The following is a 16,017-nucleotide window of genomic DNA, read 5'->3' on the forward strand; positions in this document are numbered from 1 at the left end:
TTTCTCCTACTCCGCAAGGAAGGGGCTGCTGCCAGCCAACGCTGTGCAGCAGCCCCTTTCTTGATTTTCCATGGTATACTAAAAAGAACGTAAAAAAGGCTTGACTCTGCCGCCGCGTCAACTGGTACAATGAGCTCAAAGGAGGGAGAAGCCCATGGAATATTCCATTCAGCAGCTGTCGTGCCTGTCGGGGGTGTCCACCCGCACCCTGCGCTGGTACGACGAGATCGGCCTGCTGAAACCCAGCCGGGTGGCCCCCAGCGGCTACCGCTACTATGGCCCGGCCCAGGTGGACCGGCTGCAGGACATCCTCTATTACCGGGCCCTCGGGGTGGAGCTGGCCCGGATCAAAGAATGTCTGGACTCCCCTTCCTTTGACCGTCTGGCCGCCCTGCGGAGCCATCTGGCCGCGCTGGAGGCAAAGCAGGCCCAGCTGGAACGTTTGATCCGGTCGGTGCAGCGCACCATCGGAACCCTGGAAAGGAGCGAGAATATGATGGACGAGCAGAAATTTGAGGCGTTCAAGCAGCGCACGATCGCCCATAACGAGGAGGTTTACGGCGCAGAGATCCGCGCCAAGTACGGCGACAAAGAGGTGGACGAGGCCAACGCCGCCGTGATGAACCTGACCCAGGAACAGTACCGGGAGTGGACCGGTCTGGGCCGGGAGATTCAGGAGCGGCTGGAAGCTGCCGTTCAGGCGGGGCTTTCCCCCGAGAGCGACGAGGGCCAGGCCATCGCCGGGCTCCACCGCCGGTGGCTCACCCTCACCGGGAACCACTACTCCCCCGAGAAACACCGGGGCATCGCCGAGCTGTATGTGCTGGACGAGCGGTTCACCGCCTACTATGACCGGAGCCAGCCCGGCTGCGCCCGGTTTTTGCGGGACGCGGTGGCCCACTGGATTCGGTAAGAGAATAGAATTTTCCACATTTATTCTCGATCAAGTGAAAAACCCCGGCGGGGCTGTCTTTTGGACAGCGCCCGCCGGGGCTTTTTTTGGTTTTAGGAATATTTTTAGCCGGTGACGGCCTCTTTCAGCCGGGCCAGGTCCTGGGCGTCGGGGTGGCTGAGAGCCTGGTCAAAATTGGCCAGCATGGCGTCCCGCCGGGGCCCCGGCTCCATCCCCTCGTACCGGGTGCGGACGGCCTGGGGCATTTTCCCCTGGCACATATACTGCCCCACCCGCTGGACCGTGGGGGCCAGGTTCTCCCCCGCCCGGGCCAGAATCCGCTCGAAATAGGCCGGGGCGCCGCCAAACCCGGCGGTTCCGAACAAAAAGACCTGCTGCCCCTCCAGGCTGCGGAGGAAAGCCCCCATAGCCTCGTCACAGCTGCCCTTGTCGGTCCAGAACCCGGCATAGATCCGGTCGGCGGCCAGGGCCTGGGGGTCCGGCGGGCCGAAGTAGAGACACTCCTCCCCGGGCAGAGCCTCCCGGATGGCCTGGGCCAGCAGGGCGGTGTTCCCCGTCCGGCTGCTGTACACAATGGCGTAGCGCATGTTTCAGGACCCCTTTCTCTCATAGATGCAGTGGACACCCCGGTGGGCCATCATCCCGCCGAGACATTCTTTATTGCAGCGGACACAGCGGTGGATCTCCTTCGGCCGGCCTTCCATCACCTTCCGGGGCCAGGCCGGGTCGGCGATGAGCTGGCGGCTCATGGCGGCGCAGTCGATCCGCCCCGCTTTCAGCTGGGCTTCGATGAACTCCGGGTCGGTGAGGCCGCCCACCCCGCAGACCGGCAGCCGGGTCAGGCCCCGCACCTGGTCGCAGAATTTCAGGAAGCACCCTTCCTTCCCGAATTCCGGGTGACGGGCGGGGGGAATGGTGTCGGCCAGTTCCCCGTGATTGGCCAGGGCAATATGGAAGCTGGTGACCCCCGCCTTTTCCAGCAGGGGGACAAAGATCCCCAACTCCGACTCCAACACGCCGGCGTTGCCGTAGTGGGGGTTCTCCTGGCGGACGGCCAGCTTGTAGTCAATGGGCAGATTGGGCAGACGGCGGCGGATGGCCGAGACCGCCTCCACCGCAAAGCGGGCCCGGTTCTCGGGGCTGCCGCCGTATTCGTCGGTGCGGTGGTTGAAGACCGTCGAGCTGAAGCTGCCGCACATCCGGTCCCCGTGGACCTGCACCATGTCGAAGCCCACTTCCACCGCCAGCTCCGCCGCCCGGCCGAAGCCCTCGGTGATCTCCTTGATTTTGCGGGTGGGCAGGCCGGTGATGTAGGGCCCTACCTCCTGGTTCAGCAGGGGGCGCAGCTGCTCCATGGAGATCCGTTTGGTGAGCACACCGGGGATGTATTTGAGCATGGCCTTGATGTTGGAATCCGACTGGTGGAGCTGGGCGCAGAGCAGACAGCCCTCGGCGTGGACGGCGTCGGCCACGGCCCGGTACCAGGCCCGGCCCTTTTTGGTGTAGAGAGAGGGGCCGAAGCCGTGGGGCAGCACCGGCACATCCCCCAGGATGATCATGGCGCAGCCCCCCGCGGCGATCTGCCGCAGCCGCTCCAACTGCTCTTCCTGGGACAGGCCCAGGGTGGTGGGGGCAAAAATAATCCGGTTTTTTAAAGTCAGCCCGCCGTAATTCAGGGGGCTGGAAAGAATCTCACAGGTGGAAATGGAACTCTCCTTCTTTCTATCTATCTTTTTTAGGATGTACGGGCGGGCCCTTCGGGCGCCGTCCTTTCTCTTGACGAAGTCAAGTATAACCCAACAACTTGATAAAGTCAAGTGAAAATGCAAAAAATTTCCGAGACAGCCCCCGCCGCCCCGGAAAAGCCCTCAGCGCCCGGCCTGGATCTGCCGGAAAAAGTTCCGGGCCCGCTTCAAATCCACGGCGTTGGGGCGGCCCTTGGCGATGCCCCCCACCAGCCGGAAGGGCCCGAAGGTGTCGTACCCCGGGCAGCTGAATTCTCCCAGAATCGGGCAGCCCTTTTGGGCGGCGATCTCTTCCAGAGCCCCGGCTCCCCGGCCCTTGGCGCCCCCGTAGGTGCAGACGAAGAACACCGGTTTGCCCTGGGGCAGGTACTGCCGGGCAAAGTTCTCCACCGCCTTGTGGTACTGGAAGCCGTAGATCCCCGAGGCAAAGCCGATGCAGTCGTATTCCTCCAGCCGGACAACTTGGCGGGAGAGTACGTCGATGAGCTCCGCCTCCCCCTCCTGGGCCATGGCTTCGATGACCTTTAAGGTGTTGCCGTGGTGGCGGGAATAATAGCAGATTGCGGTTTTCATGGGTGGATTCCTCCTCACTATAAACAGCTCATTTTTGCTCTTTTTCGGGGCGTTTGCGCAGTTTCAGGCTCAGGCCCCGGCGGGCGGCGGCCTCTTCCAGCAGAGCAGCGGCCGCTTTGGCCCGCTCCTTGATGGGCAGGGCGTCCCCTTGCGGCAGGGCCGCCATCACCCCTTGCAATTCTTCCAGGGGCAGCAGCACCGCCGCGGTATGGAAGAGGGTTTTCCGGCGGCCGTCGTTCCACCCCTCCATCAGCTGGCGGAGAATCTCCCGCCGCTGGTCCAACTCGGCCAGGTACCCGGGCAGCCCCAGCTCCCGGGCCCGGGCGATGTCCCTCTGGCGGGTGCTGTGGGACAGAAAGGAGTCGCACCGGTCGAACCCCTCGTACCGATGGCAGGGGTATTCGGCGCACTCCCAGCAAAATTCCGGCCCGCCGTGGGTGAGAGAGCACCGGGCCAGGGCACAGCTCTGGTTCCCCGGGCCCCCGCCGCAGCCGGGGCAATAGCCCCCGGTGCGCATGACGCAGAGCCCGCAGTTCAGCCCGCAGAGGGAGAACCGGGTTTCTTTCCGTTCAAAGCCTTTCATGGGGTTTCCTCCTGTTCGATTTTCCGGACCGGGTGGCGGATGACGGTTTTCAGCCGCTCCGGCTTGCAGCGGCGGGCATCGCTGAGGTAGATCTCGTGGTGGAACCGCCCCGGCCCAAAATCGGGGGCATACCCCTGGGCCCGGGCGGATTCCTCCATGGCCCGGACGGTGGCGGGCTCGTCGTCGTAGGGCCCCAGGTGCATACACTGGACGCAGAGCCCCTCCTCCCAGGAAAAGAACTCCACCGGGGAAAAATCCTGCCCCTTCTTTTGGGCAGCCTCCCGGACGGCCCAGTCAAAGGCCTCCCGGGTGACAAACTCGGGCAGGCGGATGAGGGAGATCCACTGGAAATCCGCCTTGCGGGTGTAGTCCACCCCCAACGTCCCCTCCTGCCACCAGAGGCCCTCCAGGGGCGGCACCACATAGTCGAACCACCCCTCCAACGTGTGGCCGCTCCGCTGGCTCATTTTGAGGGTATAGGCCACCCCGTACAAAAGGCCCAGGGCCTGCTTGTATGCACCGCCCTCCTGGTTGGGGTCCCCCTGGCCCCGGACCGCCAGAAAGTTCATGGCGGGGACGGTGACCAGGCCCGGGGTTTTGGGCGGGAGGTAAAACGCCTTATATTCCTTCTTATAGTCAAAGGCCATGGCTCAGACTCCTTTCAGCCGTTCCACCCGCCGGGCGGTGTCCTGCCGGAACTCCTCCTCGGTGAGGCTGGGGTCCCGCACCGCCTGCCAGATGGCGCAGGGCAGCTGGGGGCAGCCCTTACAGGTGGCCAGATGCTTTTTATTCACGCAGCAGCCATAGATGGGGCAGGGTTTGCCCGCCGGGGCGTGGAACACCCGGCCCGCTGCCTCGTTGCAGCCGGGGCAGCTCTGGCCGTAGAGCTCACAGGAACCGCACTCGGAACCGCAGACCGTCAGCCCCAGGGCCGCCCGCTGCTGCTTTTTGGGCAGGCCCGCCAGAACCAGGGCATAGGATTGGTCCAGCATCTGCCGGAGCAATTCATCCGGCACCGCCCCATCCGGCCGGATGGAATTCCAGTGGAGTTTATCGGAATAATAACCGGGGATCACGTCCGGGTATTGGGCCCGGTAGAACTCCCCCTCCATGGGTTCCAGCTTGAGGTTGATGTAATAGGGCTTGTTTTTCTCATCCAAACAGACGGCCGCGAACATCCGCCCGCCGATCATGTACCGGACCCAGTTCCAGACCGGCTGCAAATCTTTGGTGACCCCCCGCTTTTGGAGCAGGTATTCGTCCAGCCAGGTATAGCGCATGGTCAAGTCTCCTTTCGATAAAGGTTCAGGGCGCGTTCCAGCCGCTGGGCCAGCCGGGCCCGGAGTTCCGCCGGTTCCAACAGTTCCACCTGATCCCCGAAGGTCAGCAGCCACCGGAGCAGCTCCTCCGGGTCGGTGTAGTCCACCTGGAAGAGCAGCCGCCCGTCGGACTGGGCCGCAAAACAGCCGGAACCAAACTCCTCCACCAGCCGCCATTTGCAGCTGGGTTCAAACAGGGCTTTGACCCGGATGCCCCCGGGGAAAATCCGCTCACAGCTGAGATCCGGCAGGGGCACCGGCCGCTTTTCAAAGGGCAGATCGGTGAGGGTCAATTCCTCCATCCGGTTGAGCTTGAACAGCCGGAAATCCTGCCGCCCCCGGCAAAAGGCCCAGACGTACCAGGCCGACCAGTGGAAAATCAGCTCAAAGGGTTCCGCCTGCCGCACCGACTCCCCTTTGGGGGCGTAATACCGGAACTGGATCACCCGGCCCTCCTCAATGGCGGTGCGGATGGTCTCAAATTTAGGGGGCAGGCTGGTTTTGTACCAGGAGGATAAATCAATCCAGAGATGGCCGCCCCCGGGCACCAGGCTGCCCGAACCCGCCGAGAGTTTTTCCATCAGCCGGGCATACCGCCGGGTGCCGCTGACGCTGTCCAGGCTGCGGAGCCCCGCCAGGATGGCCTGCATCTCCCCCGAGGTCAGGACCGTCCGGTCCACCCGGTAACCCTCCAGAATCGAGATGCCCCCGCCGGGGCCCCGGGTGGTGCAGAGGGGAATCCCCGCCAAACTCAGGGCCTCGATGTCCCGCTGGATGGTCCGGCGGGACACCTCGAACCGCTGGGCCAGCTCCGGCGCTGTGACCCGCTCCTGCTGGAGCAAAAGGGAAAGAATCCCGATCAAACGTTCGGTTTTCACTGGGACACCCCCCTCTCTGCCCTGCGGGCCATTGTTTGGGGCCATTATACCACGGGGACGCGACACCTGTCTGTCCTGTTTGGATAAAATTTTTTTGAATTGATACTTGACAAAGTCAAATAAGCATTGTATACTTGATCTCGTCAAGTTTAAGAAAGGAGCTTCCCCCATGTTCAACACCCTCGCCTATTATTCCTCGGTCTTTTATCGGGATTTCACCGCCTACACCAGCGAAAAGCTGGAGAAGTTGGGGCTGCATTTCGGGCTTTTGTTCTTTTTGATCTATGTGGGCAAGCACCCCGGGGCCACTCCCTCGGACCTGACCCAAACCCTGCGCCTGGACTGGGGGCACTCCCAGCGGTGCATCACCAAGCTGGTGGAAAACGGGTTCCTCACCAAAGAGAAGGTGGGCCGCCACTACCAGCTGAACCTGACCGACAAGGGCCGGGAGGCGTTCGAGATCAGCCATCAGGTGTTCTTTGACTGGGACGCCCAGCACCTGACCGCTCTGACCGCCGAGGAACGGGAGACTCTGTTCGCCCTGCTCCAGAAGCTGGCCCCCCGCCGGGAGGCGCCCGCCGCCTGCCCGCCTGCCGTGGTCCGGCAGCCCGGAGAGGGCCGCTGACCCGGCACCCGCAACCGCCAAAAACCATCTACATTCAACGGAGGACATTTTACATGAAAACTGCAACCAAAATCTGGCTCTGGGTCGCTCTGGTGCTCTGCGTCTGCACCACCGGTCTGAATCTCTCGGAGGGCCGCTGGCTCTCGGTGGCCATCGCCGTCGTCTCCATCCTGGGGCTGTGCGCCCTGCTGTTCGCCCAGCGCAAGGCGGGGTACCTGGTCATGTGCGTCTGCGCTGTGGGCTCCCTGATTGTGGGCGTCACCCAGAACATGGCCCAGCTGGGCCTGGGCATGGCCCTGGTCATGTCCCTGATCGGCTCGGCCCTGGTGCCCGGCATCACCGGCCTGTTCATCAAGAGCCAGTGGAACGAGCTGAAGTAAACGGCTGATTTAACCTTCTTTCTGCGGCATTTACGCGGCGAAAGCCGCCTCCCCCACTGAGGGCGCTGCGCCGCCAGCGCCGGTTGCTTGCACCCCGCGCCTTTCCCTCTTCCGGAAGGGCGCGGGGCTTTTTTATGCGCTCGGGGCCCGGTTTGGATTTGCCAAAAGGGGCCCGGATGCGGTATACTCATTTTATCTTATCCGCCCCGGCAGCAACAGGCGGAGAAAACGAGGCATCTTACCATGAAAAAGCTGAAGTTCCAGGAACTGCTCGCGGTGGCGAGTATGTTGTTCGGTATGTTTTTCGGCGCGGGGAACCTGATCTTTCCGGCGTCCATGGGCCAGCTGGCCGGCCGGAACGTCTGGGTGGCCACAGCGGGCTTTCTGGTCACAGGGGTGGGCCTGCCCCTATTGGGGGTGGCGGCCCTGGGCATCAGCCGGGCCGACGGCCTGTTGGGGCTGAGCAGCCGGGTGGGCCGGAAATACGGCCTCTTCTTCACCTGCCTGCTCTATCTGACCATTGGCCCCTTCTTCGCCATTCCCCGGTGCGCTACCGTCTCCTATACGGTAGGGTTGCAGCAGCTGCTGCCCGGGGTCAACGAGAGCCTGGCTTTGGCGGTGTTCTCGGTGGTGTTCTTCGGGGTGGCCCTCTTTTTCTCCCTGCGGCCGGGAGAGATCCTGACCTGGATCGGCAAGGTTCTGAACCCGCTGTTTCTGAGCTGCCTGGCGGTGCTTTTGGTCCGGGCCCTGACCGCGCCCCTGGGGGAGATCGGCCAGATCGCCCCCACCGGGGCCTACGCCGCAGACGCTTTTGCCACCGGCCTGCTGGAGGGGTACAACACCATGGACGCCCTGGCAGGGCTGGCCTTCGGGATCATCGTGGTGGACGCCATCCGGCGGCTGGAGGTCACCGAGCCGGGGCAGATCGCCCGGGACACCATCCGGGCCGGGGTGTTCAGCGCCCTGCTGATGGCCCTGATCTACCTGTTGGTGGCGGTGGTGGGCGCCCAGAGCCGGGGAATGTTCGAGGCTGCCCCCAACGGCGGCGAGGCTCTGGCCCAGATTGCCCGGTATTATTTCGGCGGAGCCGGCGGTTTGATCCTGGCGGCTACCGTAACCGTGGCCTGCCTCAAGACCACGGTGGGGCTAATCACCAGCTGCGGCGAAACCTTCGTCCGGCTGTTCCCCGCAGGGCCGTCCTACCCGGTCTGGGCGGTGGTGTTCTGCGCCCTCTCCCTCCTGCTGGCGAACCTCGGCCTGGACGCCATCATCGCCTATTCGGTGCCGGTTTTGATGTTCCTTTACCCTTTGTCCATCGTGCTGATCCTGCTGACCTTGGGCGGCAAACTGTTCGGCAACAGCCGCACCGTCCTGGCCTGGACGGTGGGCTGCACTATCCCGGCGGCCCTTTTGGACTTGGCGGGGGCGCTGCCCGCCGGGGCGCAAGACGCCCTGAAGCTGGAGCCGGTGCTCCGGCTGACCCAGTGGCTGCCCCTGGCGGACAAGGGCTTCGGCTGGGTCTGCCCCGCCCTGCTGGGCCTGGCCCTGGGGCTGGTCTTTGACCGCCTGGGGCAGAGAAAGGCAGCCTGAAAAGCCCGCCTTGACACCCCCGCCCCCTGCCGGTTACAATAGAACCAGAGAAAAACAGAAGGAGGGTTCTTTTTATGGAAGAAGTCTATGCGTTCCTGAAAGCCTGCGGCACCTACTATCTGGCCACCCTGGAGGGGGATCAGCCCCGGGTGCGGCCCTTCGGTACCGTAGATCTTTACAACGGGCAGCTGACCATCCAGACCGGGAAAAGCAAGAAGGTCTCCCAGCAGATGCTGGCCCACCCCCGGGTGGAGATCTGCGGCTTCCATGAGGGGCGGTGGCTCCGGCTGGCCGCCACCGCAGTGGAGGTACCCGAAATTGAGGCTCAGGAGCATATGCTGGCGGCCTATCCCAGCCTGCGGGCCATGTATGCCCCCGGCGACGGCAACACCCAGATCTTTGCCCTTACCAACGCCACCGCCACCTTCTCCTCCTTCACCGAGCCGGAACGGGTGGTTACATTCTGAGGCAGGGGAAACCCAAACATACAAAACCGCCGCGCGGAACTGCTGACCGTTTTCCGCGCGGCGGTTATTTCATTTAATGCAAAGGCTTACAGCTGGCTCTTGTACAGCTCGACAATCTCCTCTACGCTGGTGTCCCGGGGGTTGCCGGGGCGGCAGGCGTCGGCATAGGCCGACTCGGCCAGGAACTGGATGTCCTCTTCCTTCAGGATGCCCTTGAGGTTGGCGGGGATGCCCACGTCGGCGGACAGCTGCTTGACGGCGGCGATGGTGGCGTCGGCGGCCTCGGCTGCAGTCATCTGGTCGATGCCGACCACGCCCATGGCCTTGCCCACGGCGCGGTAACGCTCACCGGCAACGCTCTTGTTATACTCCAGGCCCACCGGCAGCAGGATGGCACAGGCCACGCCGTGGGGGGTATCATAGAGGGCGCTCAGACCGTGGGCCATGCTGTGGACGATGCCCAAGCCCACGTTGGAGAAGCCCATGCCCGCAATGTACTGGCCCAGAGCCATCCCCTCGCGGCCTTCGGGGGTGTTCTGGACAGCCCCCCGCAGGTTCTCCGAGATCAGGCGGATGGCCTCCAGATGGAACATATCCGAGATGGTGCAGGCGCCCTTGGTGATGTAGCCCTCGATGGCATGGGTCAGGGCGTCCATACCGGTGGCGGCGGTCAGGCCCTTGGGCATGGAGGCCATCATATCGGGGTCAACCACGGCCACTTCGGGGATGTCGTTGGTATCCACACAGACGAACTTGCGCTTCTTCTCCACGTCGGTGATGACGTAGTTGATGGTCACCTCGGCGGCGGTGCCGGCGGTGGTGGGGACCGCGATGGTGAAGACCGCGTGCTTCTTGGTGGGGGCCACCCCCTCCAGAGAGCGGACGTCGGCAAACTCGGGGTTGTTGATGATGATGCCGATGGCTTTGGCGGTATCCATGGAGGAGCCGCCGCCAATGGTCACGATGCTGTCGGCGCCGGACGCCTTAAAAGCCGCTACGCCGTCCTGGACGTTCTGGATGGTGGGGTTGGGTTTGATGTCGCTGTAAACGGCATAGGCAAACCCGGCGGCGTCCAAGAGATCGGTGACCTTCTTGGTGACGCCGAACTTGATCAGATCGGGGTCGGAGCAGACAAAAGCCTTTTTGTAGCCGCGTGCGGTCAGCTCGGGAACGATGTTCTCGATGGCGCCGTGGCCATGGTAGGAGATGGTGTTCAGAACAATGCGGGATACCATAACAATGCACTCCTTTGATCCGGACGGGATCTCTTATTTTTTGGGGTGGGCCTGCTCGCCCGTAGGCCCCAGCTACTTCTAGTTAAGCAGGGTTTGGGGCGTTTTTCAAGGGGTTTGCGGCATTTTTAACGAATTGTTTTTGAATGGGGCAAAGACTGTCCCTCCCACCTCTTTTTTCGGTTGTCAGTCCGGGGCGGTGCATGGTATCATAGAGCTATCCATTCACCGCCAACATTGCCGGAGGTACCGCCATGATTGTTCTGATTGCAGGGGCATCCCACACCGGGAAAACCGCCCTGGCCCAACGGCTTTTGGAGAAATACCACTTCCCCTATCTTTCCATCGACCACCTGAAAATGGGGCTGATCCGGAGCGGGTACACCGATCTGACCCCCGCCAGCAGCGACCAGGCTCTGACCGGTTATCTCTGGCCGGTGGTGCGGGAGATGATAAAGACCGCCATCGAAAACCGGCAGAACCTGATTGTGGAGGGCTGCTATATTCCCTTCGACTGGGCAAAGGATTTCCCGCCCGAATACCAGGCCCAGATCCGCTGCCGCTGCCTGGTGATGAGCGAGGGGTACATCCGCCGCCATTATCCGGAAATCAAGGCCTGGGCCAATGTGGTGGAGCAGCGGCTGGACGACTCGGACTGCACTTTGGAGACTCTGCTCCGGGACAACGCCGAGACTCTGGCGGCCTGTCGGAAATATGGGGTGGAATATCTTTTGATTGACGGGGAGTACCCGACCGAAATCGAACTGGATTAGACGGGGGAAAATAAAAGTATGCAGGATCTTTATATTGGCGACATCGGGGATTATGGCAAATATGGCCTGCTGCGGGCGGTAACCGCTGCCGGGTTCCGGCTCGGGGTGAACTGGTATCGGGTGGTGCCCCACGGCCACAGCAAACAGGACGACGGAAAATACACCCAATACCTGGAAAAGCCCGAGGATTACCGGGCCCATGACCCGGCGCTGTTCGACTGCCTGGCCGAACTGGTCCCCCACAGACGAACCATTGAGGCCCTGGAAAAAAGCAGGCTGTTCCCGGCGCTGTTCTTCGGCGAGCCGCTGATCCGGGCCGCCCGCCCCCACTGGCACCAGCGGGCGCTGGAATGTACCGCCGGGGCAAACCTTGTTTTTCTCGACCCGGACAACGGCCTGGAAACCGCCAACATGCACCGGCGTCATTCTGCCAAGGAAAAGCACACCACCTGGCAGGAGGTAAAAGACTATTACGACCGGGGCCAGAGCGTGATCCTCTACCAGCACCGCCCCCAGATGACCAAAAAAGCAGCTTGTATCCAGGGGGTACTGGATTTTCAGAACAGCTTTTTAAAAGCCGACCACACCCTGCTTTTGGAATACCCCCGTTACACAAACCGTTATTATTTCTTTTTTACACACCAGGCCCACCGGGCCGTCTTGGAAGAGGTCACCCGTTCTGTTGCCCGGAACTGGAGCGGTCTATGCCGTTTTATTGATCTTAACGCACCCATTGATTCCTTATAAAGACAGCCCCCGTTCCGGCACCCGTTGCGGGCACAGGAGCGGGGGTTTTCCTAAGAGGATAAAATTTCCGAGGCGATACGGCGCTTCATCGGGCCCGGTGGGGAATGGTGATTTTCTCCACCTGAATCTTTCCCTCCGACAGCTGGGCTGTCATCAGGGTGATCTCCTGGTGGAAACGCCGGGGCCCGCAGGAGCCGGGGTTGAGCCAGAGCCGGCCCTCCTTTTCCTCCTGCACATATTTATGGGTATGGCCAAAGACCACCACATCCACCCCGGACAGATCCGCCGGCAGCTCCTTTTTGTTGTGAACCATGCAGAAGGTCAGCCCCTCCAGGGTGACAGTGAGGTCATGGGGGATCTCCTCCGCCCAGGCTTTGTCGTTGTTGCCCCGAACCACATAGAGGGGCGCGTACTGCCGCAGCTGCTCCACAATTTCGGGCCGATGGATGTCCCCGCCGTGTAAAATAGCGTCGGCGTCTTTCAGACATTCCAGCACTTCGGGCCGGAGCAGGCCGTGGGTATCAGAGAGAATTACAAGTTTCATTTTTCCTCCTGTCTCGGGGCCTTGCGGGCCGGGGAATACAATTTTTTCCACCTCTGCCTTTTTCGGGGGCCCCCAATCGTATTCTAAGCGAAAGGGAGAAACGGAAAAGGCTTTTTCGAGAAAGTTCCTTTCTCCCCATCCATTGAAAAGGAGCGAACGTTTATGAATAAAAAGCTGATTGCACTGGCGCTCACCGGCGCTTTAACCTGTGGAATGGTTCTGCCCGCCCTGGCTGTGTCCCCTGCCGCCCCCTCTGACACTGCCGCTTCTGTGACCGCCACGACCCAGGAAGTGCCCGCCCTGCCGGACAGCGTGCTCTACTACGGCACCGTTCAGCAGATCGTGAAGGACGAAAACGGGCAGATCACCCAGCTTTGGCTGACTTCTGAGCAGTACGGCGAATATGTCATGAACCTCTCGGAGGAGACGGTCTGGATCGACAGCGGCAACCGCACCGCTTCTGACCCCTCCACCCTCCAGGAGGGGGAGAGCGTCTATGTCTTCCACAGCCCCATCGCTACCTTCTCCCTGCCGCCCCAGTCCCCCGCCTTTGCGGTGGTGCGGAACATCCCCATGGACATCAGCTGCGCCCAGTACCATGAGGTAGAGGAAGTCTCTCTGGTGGACGGCCAGCTGACCATCACCACCGACAACGGCGGGCTGCTGCTCCGGGCCGACCAGAACACCCCCATTACCCTCTACGGCTCCGGCGAACCCGTCGCCCTGGAGGACATCCAGCCGGGCAGCCATCTGGTGGCCTGGTACGGCGTGGTGGCGGCCAGCTATCCCGGTCAGGCCAACGCCGACTGCCTGATGCTTCTGCCCCAGTAACCCGGAATCTGTTTCAGTCTGCGTCCTCGTCCAGCGCTTCCACCAAAAAACTCACCGGCCGGAAACCGTCGTTGCAGGAGATCAGGGCGGATTTGGGATTCTTCATCCAGCCGTCGTAAAAGTTCTCCGCCCCGTGGCTTAGCGCCAGCACAAAGGGAGACAAAGCCTCCCAGGCGCTGGAACAAAAGCCCTCGGGTTTTTCCCAGCCGTTGGCAATGAAAATCTGCCCCTCCTCCATGCCGCAGGCGTGGGCGAGGGGTTTTTCGTATCGGGCCATCAGGTCCTCGTACCGGGTGATCCGCAGGACGGTGATCTTGCACTTTTTCATATCAGAATCCCCTCGCAGTGGTCGATCTCGTGCTGGATGATCTGAGCTGTCCAGCCGGTAAAGGTCTTGACCCGTTCCTGGAATTTCTCATTCTGCCAGCGGACCTTGATGGACTTCCACCGCTTGGCCGGGCGGGTGCCGGTGAGGGAGAGGCAACCTTCCTCGGTCTCGTAGGGCCCCGACTTTTTGAGGATTTCCGGGTTATACATGACCATATATTCCCCCTCGTTGTCGAAGGCGATGATCCGCTTGTTCACCCCGATCATATTGGCGGCCATCCCCACACAGCCCTCCTGGTGGTGGATCAGGGTTTCCAGCAAATCGGCGGCGAGGGGCAAATCCTCCGGCCCGGCGGGCTGGGCCTTCTGGGCCAGGAACAGCGGATCTTTACAGATTTCACGAATCATATGGGTTTCTCCTTGTGTTTGATTTTTGGAGGCAGCCGAGCGTTTTTCAGTATTCGGTGGAGATTTCTTCTTCCCCGATGCCATAGAGGCGGCGGAATTCTTCCAGGTCTCCGGGGGTACGCAGCAGCAGGATCTCGGTGAATTTGCCGGTGCGCAGATCTCGGAACCCCGCCGACTTTTCCCCAGTGCAGATGCTGGAACGGATCACCGGTTTCTGGGTCTGTCGGTCGTAGGTGCGGGTTTCCTGTTTCTTTTTAAAGAACATTTGTTATGCCCCCTTCCCTGCGGGTGTTGGAAAAGGATTTTATAGGTTTATGATACCGTTTGGCGGCCGGGGATGTCAATGGGCTGCTGTGTTGCTCCTTTGGTCGAATCGGTAAAAAAACACCAGGCTCCCGGTTTTCCGCCGGGGGCCTGGTACCTTTTTCAAAGAGTTACTTCTTTTCTACCGGGATCCAGATCTCGCAGTAGTATTCCTTGTCCTGGGTGCCGCTCTCAAACTTGCTGGCGTCGCTGTACAATTCCACGTTGATTCCGGCGGCAATCTTGTAGTCGGGATTAGCGGGCAGCCACTGGGAGAAAATTTGCTGATTCAACTCCTGAAGTGCCTGGGGCATCCGGCCGGTACAGGGGAACACCGCCCAGGTATGGGCCGGAATGGTGCGGGTGGTAAACCCCTGCGGGATCTCCCGGGCGGGGTCGTAGTTGTCGGCGATGAGGTACTCAAACTCGTTGCCGCCCATGCTCTCGTCCAGGTTGATGCCGTACATGCCGCACACCACCTGGCCGCCGCCCGAGGCAAAATGCTGGGCCCAGAACTGGGGCACCTGGGCGGCGGCATCCTCATACTTAAAGGTCATGGCCCGGCAGAGCACCGTGAAAGCCTCTTTTTTCATGATCTTGCAATCCATATTTTGACCACCTTCCAATATCACTTTGATACGCAGCGGAGCAAAGGAACGTACCGCGCCCCCGCTTTTTCGCAGTGCGGCAGGTGTAAGGCCATGGAACCGGGCAAAGGCTCTGGTGAAGCTGTCCGGCGAGTCGTAGCCGAACTCCAGCGCAATGTCGATGATCTTCCGGTCCGTCGTGAGGACCTCCAGCCCGGCGGCGGAGAGCCGGCGCTGGCGGATATAATCCCCCACCGTCATGCCGCACAGCATCGCAAAGCCCTTTTGAAAGTAAAAGGGAGACAGGGCCGCCTGCTGTGCGATATCCCGGATGGTCAATTCCTCCCGGAGATGCCCCTCGATATACTGGATCGCCCGATGAATGCTTGTTACCCAATCCATTGGTCACACCATCCTTCCGGATTCATCCTACACCAACCCCGGGACTTGCGCCCGATTTTGCGTGCTTTGTTTTGTCGGGGGCAGATCAAAGGGCCGGCGGGTGTTCCCAAAGCATTACATCTTCCGGGCCTTTTTCCACAACCACCCGAAATCCCGCCCGTTCGTACAGGCGCCGAGCCGGGTTTTCCTTCTGCACAGACAGCGAGGCCCGGGCAAAACCTTTCTGCCAGAGCAGGGACAATAGACTGTCCAGTAATTGGGTGCCGATGCCCCGCCCACGGTATCCCGGTAACAGTGAAATGGCCAACGACGGGGTGGAGTCGTCCAGATGGCCATAGTCGTCCATAATCCGACTCCATACAGCCCCCACCACCTGCCCCTCTGTTTCCGCCACAAGACAAAGGTCCCCCGGGCGGGAGCCGAAATCTTCAATATACACCCTTAGTTCCGGCAGGCGGACCACCGAGCGGGGCGGCGGAACAGCCCCTTTTGGCAGATAGATTGCCTGGTAGAGAAATTCCTCCAGCAGAAAAGATTCTTCCGGCTGGATCCTGCGGATGAAAAAATCTCCCGGCTTCATGGGTACCTCCGCTTTTATGTACAGTATCGTACAAAGTTCGAAAGAAAAGCCCCCTAAAACCAGCTGGCTGAACTGAACCGGTCCAAATTGTGTGGACAGTACAAAAAAGCCCCAAGTGTAGGAGATTAGGATTCAGCAGGAGTGGCGGAGCGTTAGCGGAGCCACTCCTGCTTTCGTTTGGATTCGCTCGTGGTTATAAAACTGGATGTA

General features: G+C 61.3%; 22 protein-coding genes. 8 read left to right on the plus strand and 14 right to left on the minus strand.

The window, feature by feature from the left end:
* Nucleotides 1–154 precede the first annotated feature (154 nt).
* Nucleotides 155–913: a MerR family transcriptional regulator gene (locus JCM17207_RS00060; RefSeq protein WP_238315413.1), complete on the plus strand. Its 759-nt coding sequence runs from the start codon at nt 155–157 to the stop codon at nt 911–913.
* A 104-nt stretch (nt 914–1,017) separates the two neighbouring features.
* Here the strand turns inward: JCM17207_RS00060 and bilS are convergent, their stop codons facing one another.
* The 7 genes from bilS to JCM17207_RS00100 all read right to left on the minus strand — a co-directional run bounded on the left by bilS (nt 1,018) and on the right by JCM17207_RS00100 (nt 6,011).
* Complete coding sequence (bilS, locus tag JCM17207_RS00065; RefSeq protein WP_238315414.1) at nt 1,018–1,500, minus strand: flavodoxin family protein BilS; 483 nt, start codon at nt 1,498–1,500, stop codon at nt 1,018–1,020.
* A gap of 3 nt (nt 1,501–1,503) precedes the next feature.
* Entirely contained in the window at nt 1,504–2,619 is a 1,116-nt protein-coding gene (bilR, locus tag JCM17207_RS00070; protein WP_238315433.1) for a bilirubin reductase, read from the minus strand.
* 162 nt (nt 2,620–2,781) lie between these two features.
* On the minus strand, nt 2,782–3,231 hold the full coding sequence (locus JCM17207_RS00075) for a flavodoxin family protein (RefSeq protein ID WP_238315415.1): 450 nt from the start codon (nt 3,229–3,231) through the stop codon (nt 2,782–2,784).
* A 28-nt stretch (nt 3,232–3,259) separates the two neighbouring features.
* The gene (locus JCM17207_RS00080; protein WP_238315416.1) at nt 3,260–3,814 is read right to left on the minus strand and encodes a DUF3795 domain-containing protein; all 555 of its coding nucleotides are present in this window, start codon (nt 3,812–3,814) and stop codon (nt 3,260–3,262) included.
* The gene (locus JCM17207_RS00085) at nt 3,811–4,461 is read right to left on the minus strand and encodes a GyrI-like domain-containing protein (RefSeq protein ID WP_238315417.1); all 651 of its coding nucleotides are present in this window, start codon (nt 4,459–4,461) and stop codon (nt 3,811–3,813) included. The genes JCM17207_RS00080 and JCM17207_RS00085 overlap by 4 nt, the downstream gene beginning before the upstream one ends.
* A 3-nt stretch (nt 4,462–4,464) precedes the next feature.
* On the minus strand, nt 4,465–5,094 hold the full coding sequence (locus JCM17207_RS13775; RefSeq protein WP_309295396.1) for an MmcQ/YjbR family DNA-binding protein: 630 nt from the start codon (nt 5,092–5,094) through the stop codon (nt 4,465–4,467).
* 2 nt (nt 5,095–5,096) lie between these two features.
* Complete coding sequence (locus JCM17207_RS00100) at nt 5,097–6,011, minus strand: helix-turn-helix transcriptional regulator (RefSeq protein ID WP_238315418.1); 915 nt, start codon at nt 6,009–6,011, stop codon at nt 5,097–5,099.
* 169 nt (nt 6,012–6,180) lie between these two features.
* Between JCM17207_RS00100 and bilQ the strand changes: the two genes are divergently transcribed.
* The 4 genes from bilQ (at nt 6,181) to JCM17207_RS00120 (ending at nt 9,073) form a co-directional block, all read left to right on the plus strand.
* Entirely contained in the window at nt 6,181–6,636 is a 456-nt protein-coding gene (gene bilQ, locus JCM17207_RS00105) for a bilirubin utilization transcriptional regulator BilQ (protein ID WP_238315419.1), read from the plus strand.
* A gap of 53 nt (nt 6,637–6,689) precedes the next feature.
* On the plus strand, nt 6,690–7,016 hold the full coding sequence (locus JCM17207_RS00110) for a hypothetical protein (protein ID WP_238315420.1): 327 nt from the start codon (nt 6,690–6,692) through the stop codon (nt 7,014–7,016).
* Nucleotides 7,017–7,259: 243 nt separating this feature from the next.
* Nucleotides 7,260–8,606 carry a branched-chain amino acid transport system II carrier protein gene (gene brnQ, locus JCM17207_RS00115; protein ID WP_238315421.1) on the plus strand — a complete coding sequence of 449 codons (1,347 nt, stop codon included), beginning with the start codon at nt 7,260–7,262 and terminating at the stop codon, nt 8,604–8,606.
* 74 nt (nt 8,607–8,680) lie between these two features.
* Nucleotides 8,681–9,073, plus strand: a complete 393-nt coding sequence (locus JCM17207_RS00120) for a pyridoxamine 5'-phosphate oxidase family protein (protein ID WP_238315422.1) — start codon at nt 8,681–8,683, stop codon at nt 9,071–9,073.
* Nucleotides 9,074–9,159: 86 nt separating this feature from the next.
* Here JCM17207_RS00120 and fucO read toward each other — a convergent pair whose 3' ends face one another.
* Entirely contained in the window at nt 9,160–10,308 is a 1,149-nt protein-coding gene (gene fucO, locus JCM17207_RS00125) for a lactaldehyde reductase (RefSeq protein ID WP_238315423.1), read from the minus strand.
* A 251-nt stretch (nt 10,309–10,559) separates the two neighbouring features.
* On the opposite strand from fucO, the gene JCM17207_RS00130 reads away from it, so the two are divergent.
* Nucleotides 10,560–11,078, plus strand: a complete 519-nt coding sequence (locus tag JCM17207_RS00130) for a zeta toxin family protein (RefSeq protein WP_238315424.1) — start codon at nt 10,560–10,562, stop codon at nt 11,076–11,078.
* An 18-nt stretch (nt 11,079–11,096) separates the two neighbouring features.
* Nucleotides 11,097–11,825, plus strand: coding sequence for a hypothetical protein (locus JCM17207_RS00135; protein WP_238315425.1), 729 nt, complete (start codon nt 11,097–11,099; stop codon nt 11,823–11,825).
* An 85-nt stretch (nt 11,826–11,910) separates the two neighbouring features.
* Here JCM17207_RS00135 and JCM17207_RS00140 read toward each other — a convergent pair whose 3' ends face one another.
* Nucleotides 11,911–12,369, minus strand: a complete 459-nt coding sequence (locus JCM17207_RS00140; RefSeq protein WP_238315426.1) for a metallophosphoesterase family protein — start codon at nt 12,367–12,369, stop codon at nt 11,911–11,913.
* 162 nt (nt 12,370–12,531) lie between these two features.
* Here JCM17207_RS00140 and JCM17207_RS00145 point away from each other — a divergent pair, with 162 nt between their 5' ends.
* Complete coding sequence (locus JCM17207_RS00145; RefSeq protein ID WP_238315427.1) at nt 12,532–13,200, plus strand: hypothetical protein; 669 nt, start codon at nt 12,532–12,534, stop codon at nt 13,198–13,200.
* A 13-nt stretch (nt 13,201–13,213) separates the two neighbouring features.
* On the opposite strand, the gene JCM17207_RS00150 is transcribed toward JCM17207_RS00145, so the two are convergent.
* From JCM17207_RS00150 to JCM17207_RS00170, 5 genes are all read right to left on the minus strand, one after another.
* Nucleotides 13,214–13,528: a TIGR04076 family protein gene (locus JCM17207_RS00150; RefSeq protein ID WP_238315428.1), complete on the minus strand. Its 315-nt coding sequence runs from the start codon at nt 13,526–13,528 to the stop codon at nt 13,214–13,216.
* The gene (locus tag JCM17207_RS00155; RefSeq protein ID WP_238315429.1) at nt 13,525–13,935 is read right to left on the minus strand and encodes a peptide deformylase; all 411 of its coding nucleotides are present in this window, start codon (nt 13,933–13,935) and stop codon (nt 13,525–13,527) included. The genes JCM17207_RS00150 and JCM17207_RS00155 overlap by 4 nt, the downstream gene beginning before the upstream one ends.
* Nucleotides 13,936–13,981: 46 nt before the next feature.
* The gene (locus JCM17207_RS00160; RefSeq protein ID WP_238315430.1) at nt 13,982–14,200 is read right to left on the minus strand and encodes an aspartate dehydrogenase; all 219 of its coding nucleotides are present in this window, start codon (nt 14,198–14,200) and stop codon (nt 13,982–13,984) included.
* 169 nt (nt 14,201–14,369) lie between these two features.
* A complete protein-coding gene (locus tag JCM17207_RS00165; protein WP_238315431.1) occupies nt 14,370–15,227 on the minus strand; it encodes an AraC family transcriptional regulator in 858 nt (285 codons plus the stop codon).
* A gap of 85 nt (nt 15,228–15,312) precedes the next feature.
* Complete coding sequence (locus tag JCM17207_RS00170; RefSeq protein ID WP_238315432.1) at nt 15,313–15,807, minus strand: GNAT family N-acetyltransferase; 495 nt, start codon at nt 15,805–15,807, stop codon at nt 15,313–15,315.
* Nucleotides 15,808–16,017 lie beyond the last annotated feature (210 nt).

It is taken from the genome of Faecalibacterium gallinarum (genome assembly GCF_022180365.1).
GTDB classification, from domain to species: Bacteria; Bacillota; Clostridia; order Oscillospirales; family Ruminococcaceae; genus Faecalibacterium; species Faecalibacterium gallinarum.

Excerpts from the sequence above, each read along its gene's own strand:
- brnQ (WP_238315421.1), top strand. The coding sequence starts at position 7,260 with ATGAAAAAGCTGAAGTTCCAGGAACTGCTCGCGGTGGCGAGTATGTTG.
- JCM17207_RS00165 (WP_238315431.1), bottom strand. The coding sequence starts at position 15,227 with ATGGATTGGGTAACAAGCATTCATCGGGCGATCCAGTATATCGAGGGG.
- JCM17207_RS00140 (WP_238315426.1), bottom strand. The coding sequence starts at position 12,369 with ATGAAACTTGTAATTCTCTCTGATACCCACGGCCTGCTCCGGCCCGAA.
- bilS (WP_238315414.1), bottom strand. The coding sequence starts at position 1,500 with ATGCGCTACGCCATTGTGTACAGCAGCCGGACGGGGAACACCGCCCTG.
- JCM17207_RS13775 (WP_309295396.1), bottom strand. The coding sequence starts at position 5,094 with ATGCGCTATACCTGGCTGGACGAATACCTGCTCCAAAAGCGGGGGGTC.
- JCM17207_RS00160 (WP_238315430.1), bottom strand. The coding sequence starts at position 14,200 with ATGTTCTTTAAAAAGAAACAGGAAACCCGCACCTACGACCGACAGACC.
- JCM17207_RS00135 (WP_238315425.1), top strand. The coding sequence starts at position 11,097 with ATGCAGGATCTTTATATTGGCGACATCGGGGATTATGGCAAATATGGC.
- JCM17207_RS00150 (WP_238315428.1), bottom strand. The coding sequence starts at position 13,528 with ATGAAAAAGTGCAAGATCACCGTCCTGCGGATCACCCGGTACGAGGAC.
- JCM17207_RS00080 (WP_238315416.1), bottom strand. The coding sequence starts at position 3,814 with ATGAAAGGCTTTGAACGGAAAGAAACCCGGTTCTCCCTCTGCGGGCTG.
- JCM17207_RS00060 (WP_238315413.1), top strand. The coding sequence starts at position 155 with ATGGAATATTCCATTCAGCAGCTGTCGTGCCTGTCGGGGGTGTCCACC.
- JCM17207_RS00170 (WP_238315432.1), bottom strand. The coding sequence starts at position 15,807 with ATGAAGCCGGGAGATTTTTTCATCCGCAGGATCCAGCCGGAAGAATCT.
- JCM17207_RS00120 (WP_238315422.1), top strand. The coding sequence starts at position 8,681 with ATGGAAGAAGTCTATGCGTTCCTGAAAGCCTGCGGCACCTACTATCTG.
- bilQ (WP_238315419.1), top strand. The coding sequence starts at position 6,181 with ATGTTCAACACCCTCGCCTATTATTCCTCGGTCTTTTATCGGGATTTC.
- JCM17207_RS00145 (WP_238315427.1), top strand. The coding sequence starts at position 12,532 with ATGAATAAAAAGCTGATTGCACTGGCGCTCACCGGCGCTTTAACCTGT.
- JCM17207_RS00155 (WP_238315429.1), bottom strand. The coding sequence starts at position 13,935 with ATGATTCGTGAAATCTGTAAAGATCCGCTGTTCCTGGCCCAGAAGGCC.
- fucO (WP_238315423.1), bottom strand. The coding sequence starts at position 10,308 with ATGGTATCCCGCATTGTTCTGAACACCATCTCCTACCATGGCCACGGC.
- JCM17207_RS00130 (WP_238315424.1), top strand. The coding sequence starts at position 10,560 with ATGATTGTTCTGATTGCAGGGGCATCCCACACCGGGAAAACCGCCCTG.
- JCM17207_RS00110 (WP_238315420.1), top strand. The coding sequence starts at position 6,690 with ATGAAAACTGCAACCAAAATCTGGCTCTGGGTCGCTCTGGTGCTCTGC.
- JCM17207_RS00075 (WP_238315415.1), bottom strand. The coding sequence starts at position 3,231 with ATGAAAACCGCAATCTGCTATTATTCCCGCCACCACGGCAACACCTTA.
- JCM17207_RS00085 (WP_238315417.1), bottom strand. The coding sequence starts at position 4,461 with ATGGCCTTTGACTATAAGAAGGAATATAAGGCGTTTTACCTCCCGCCC.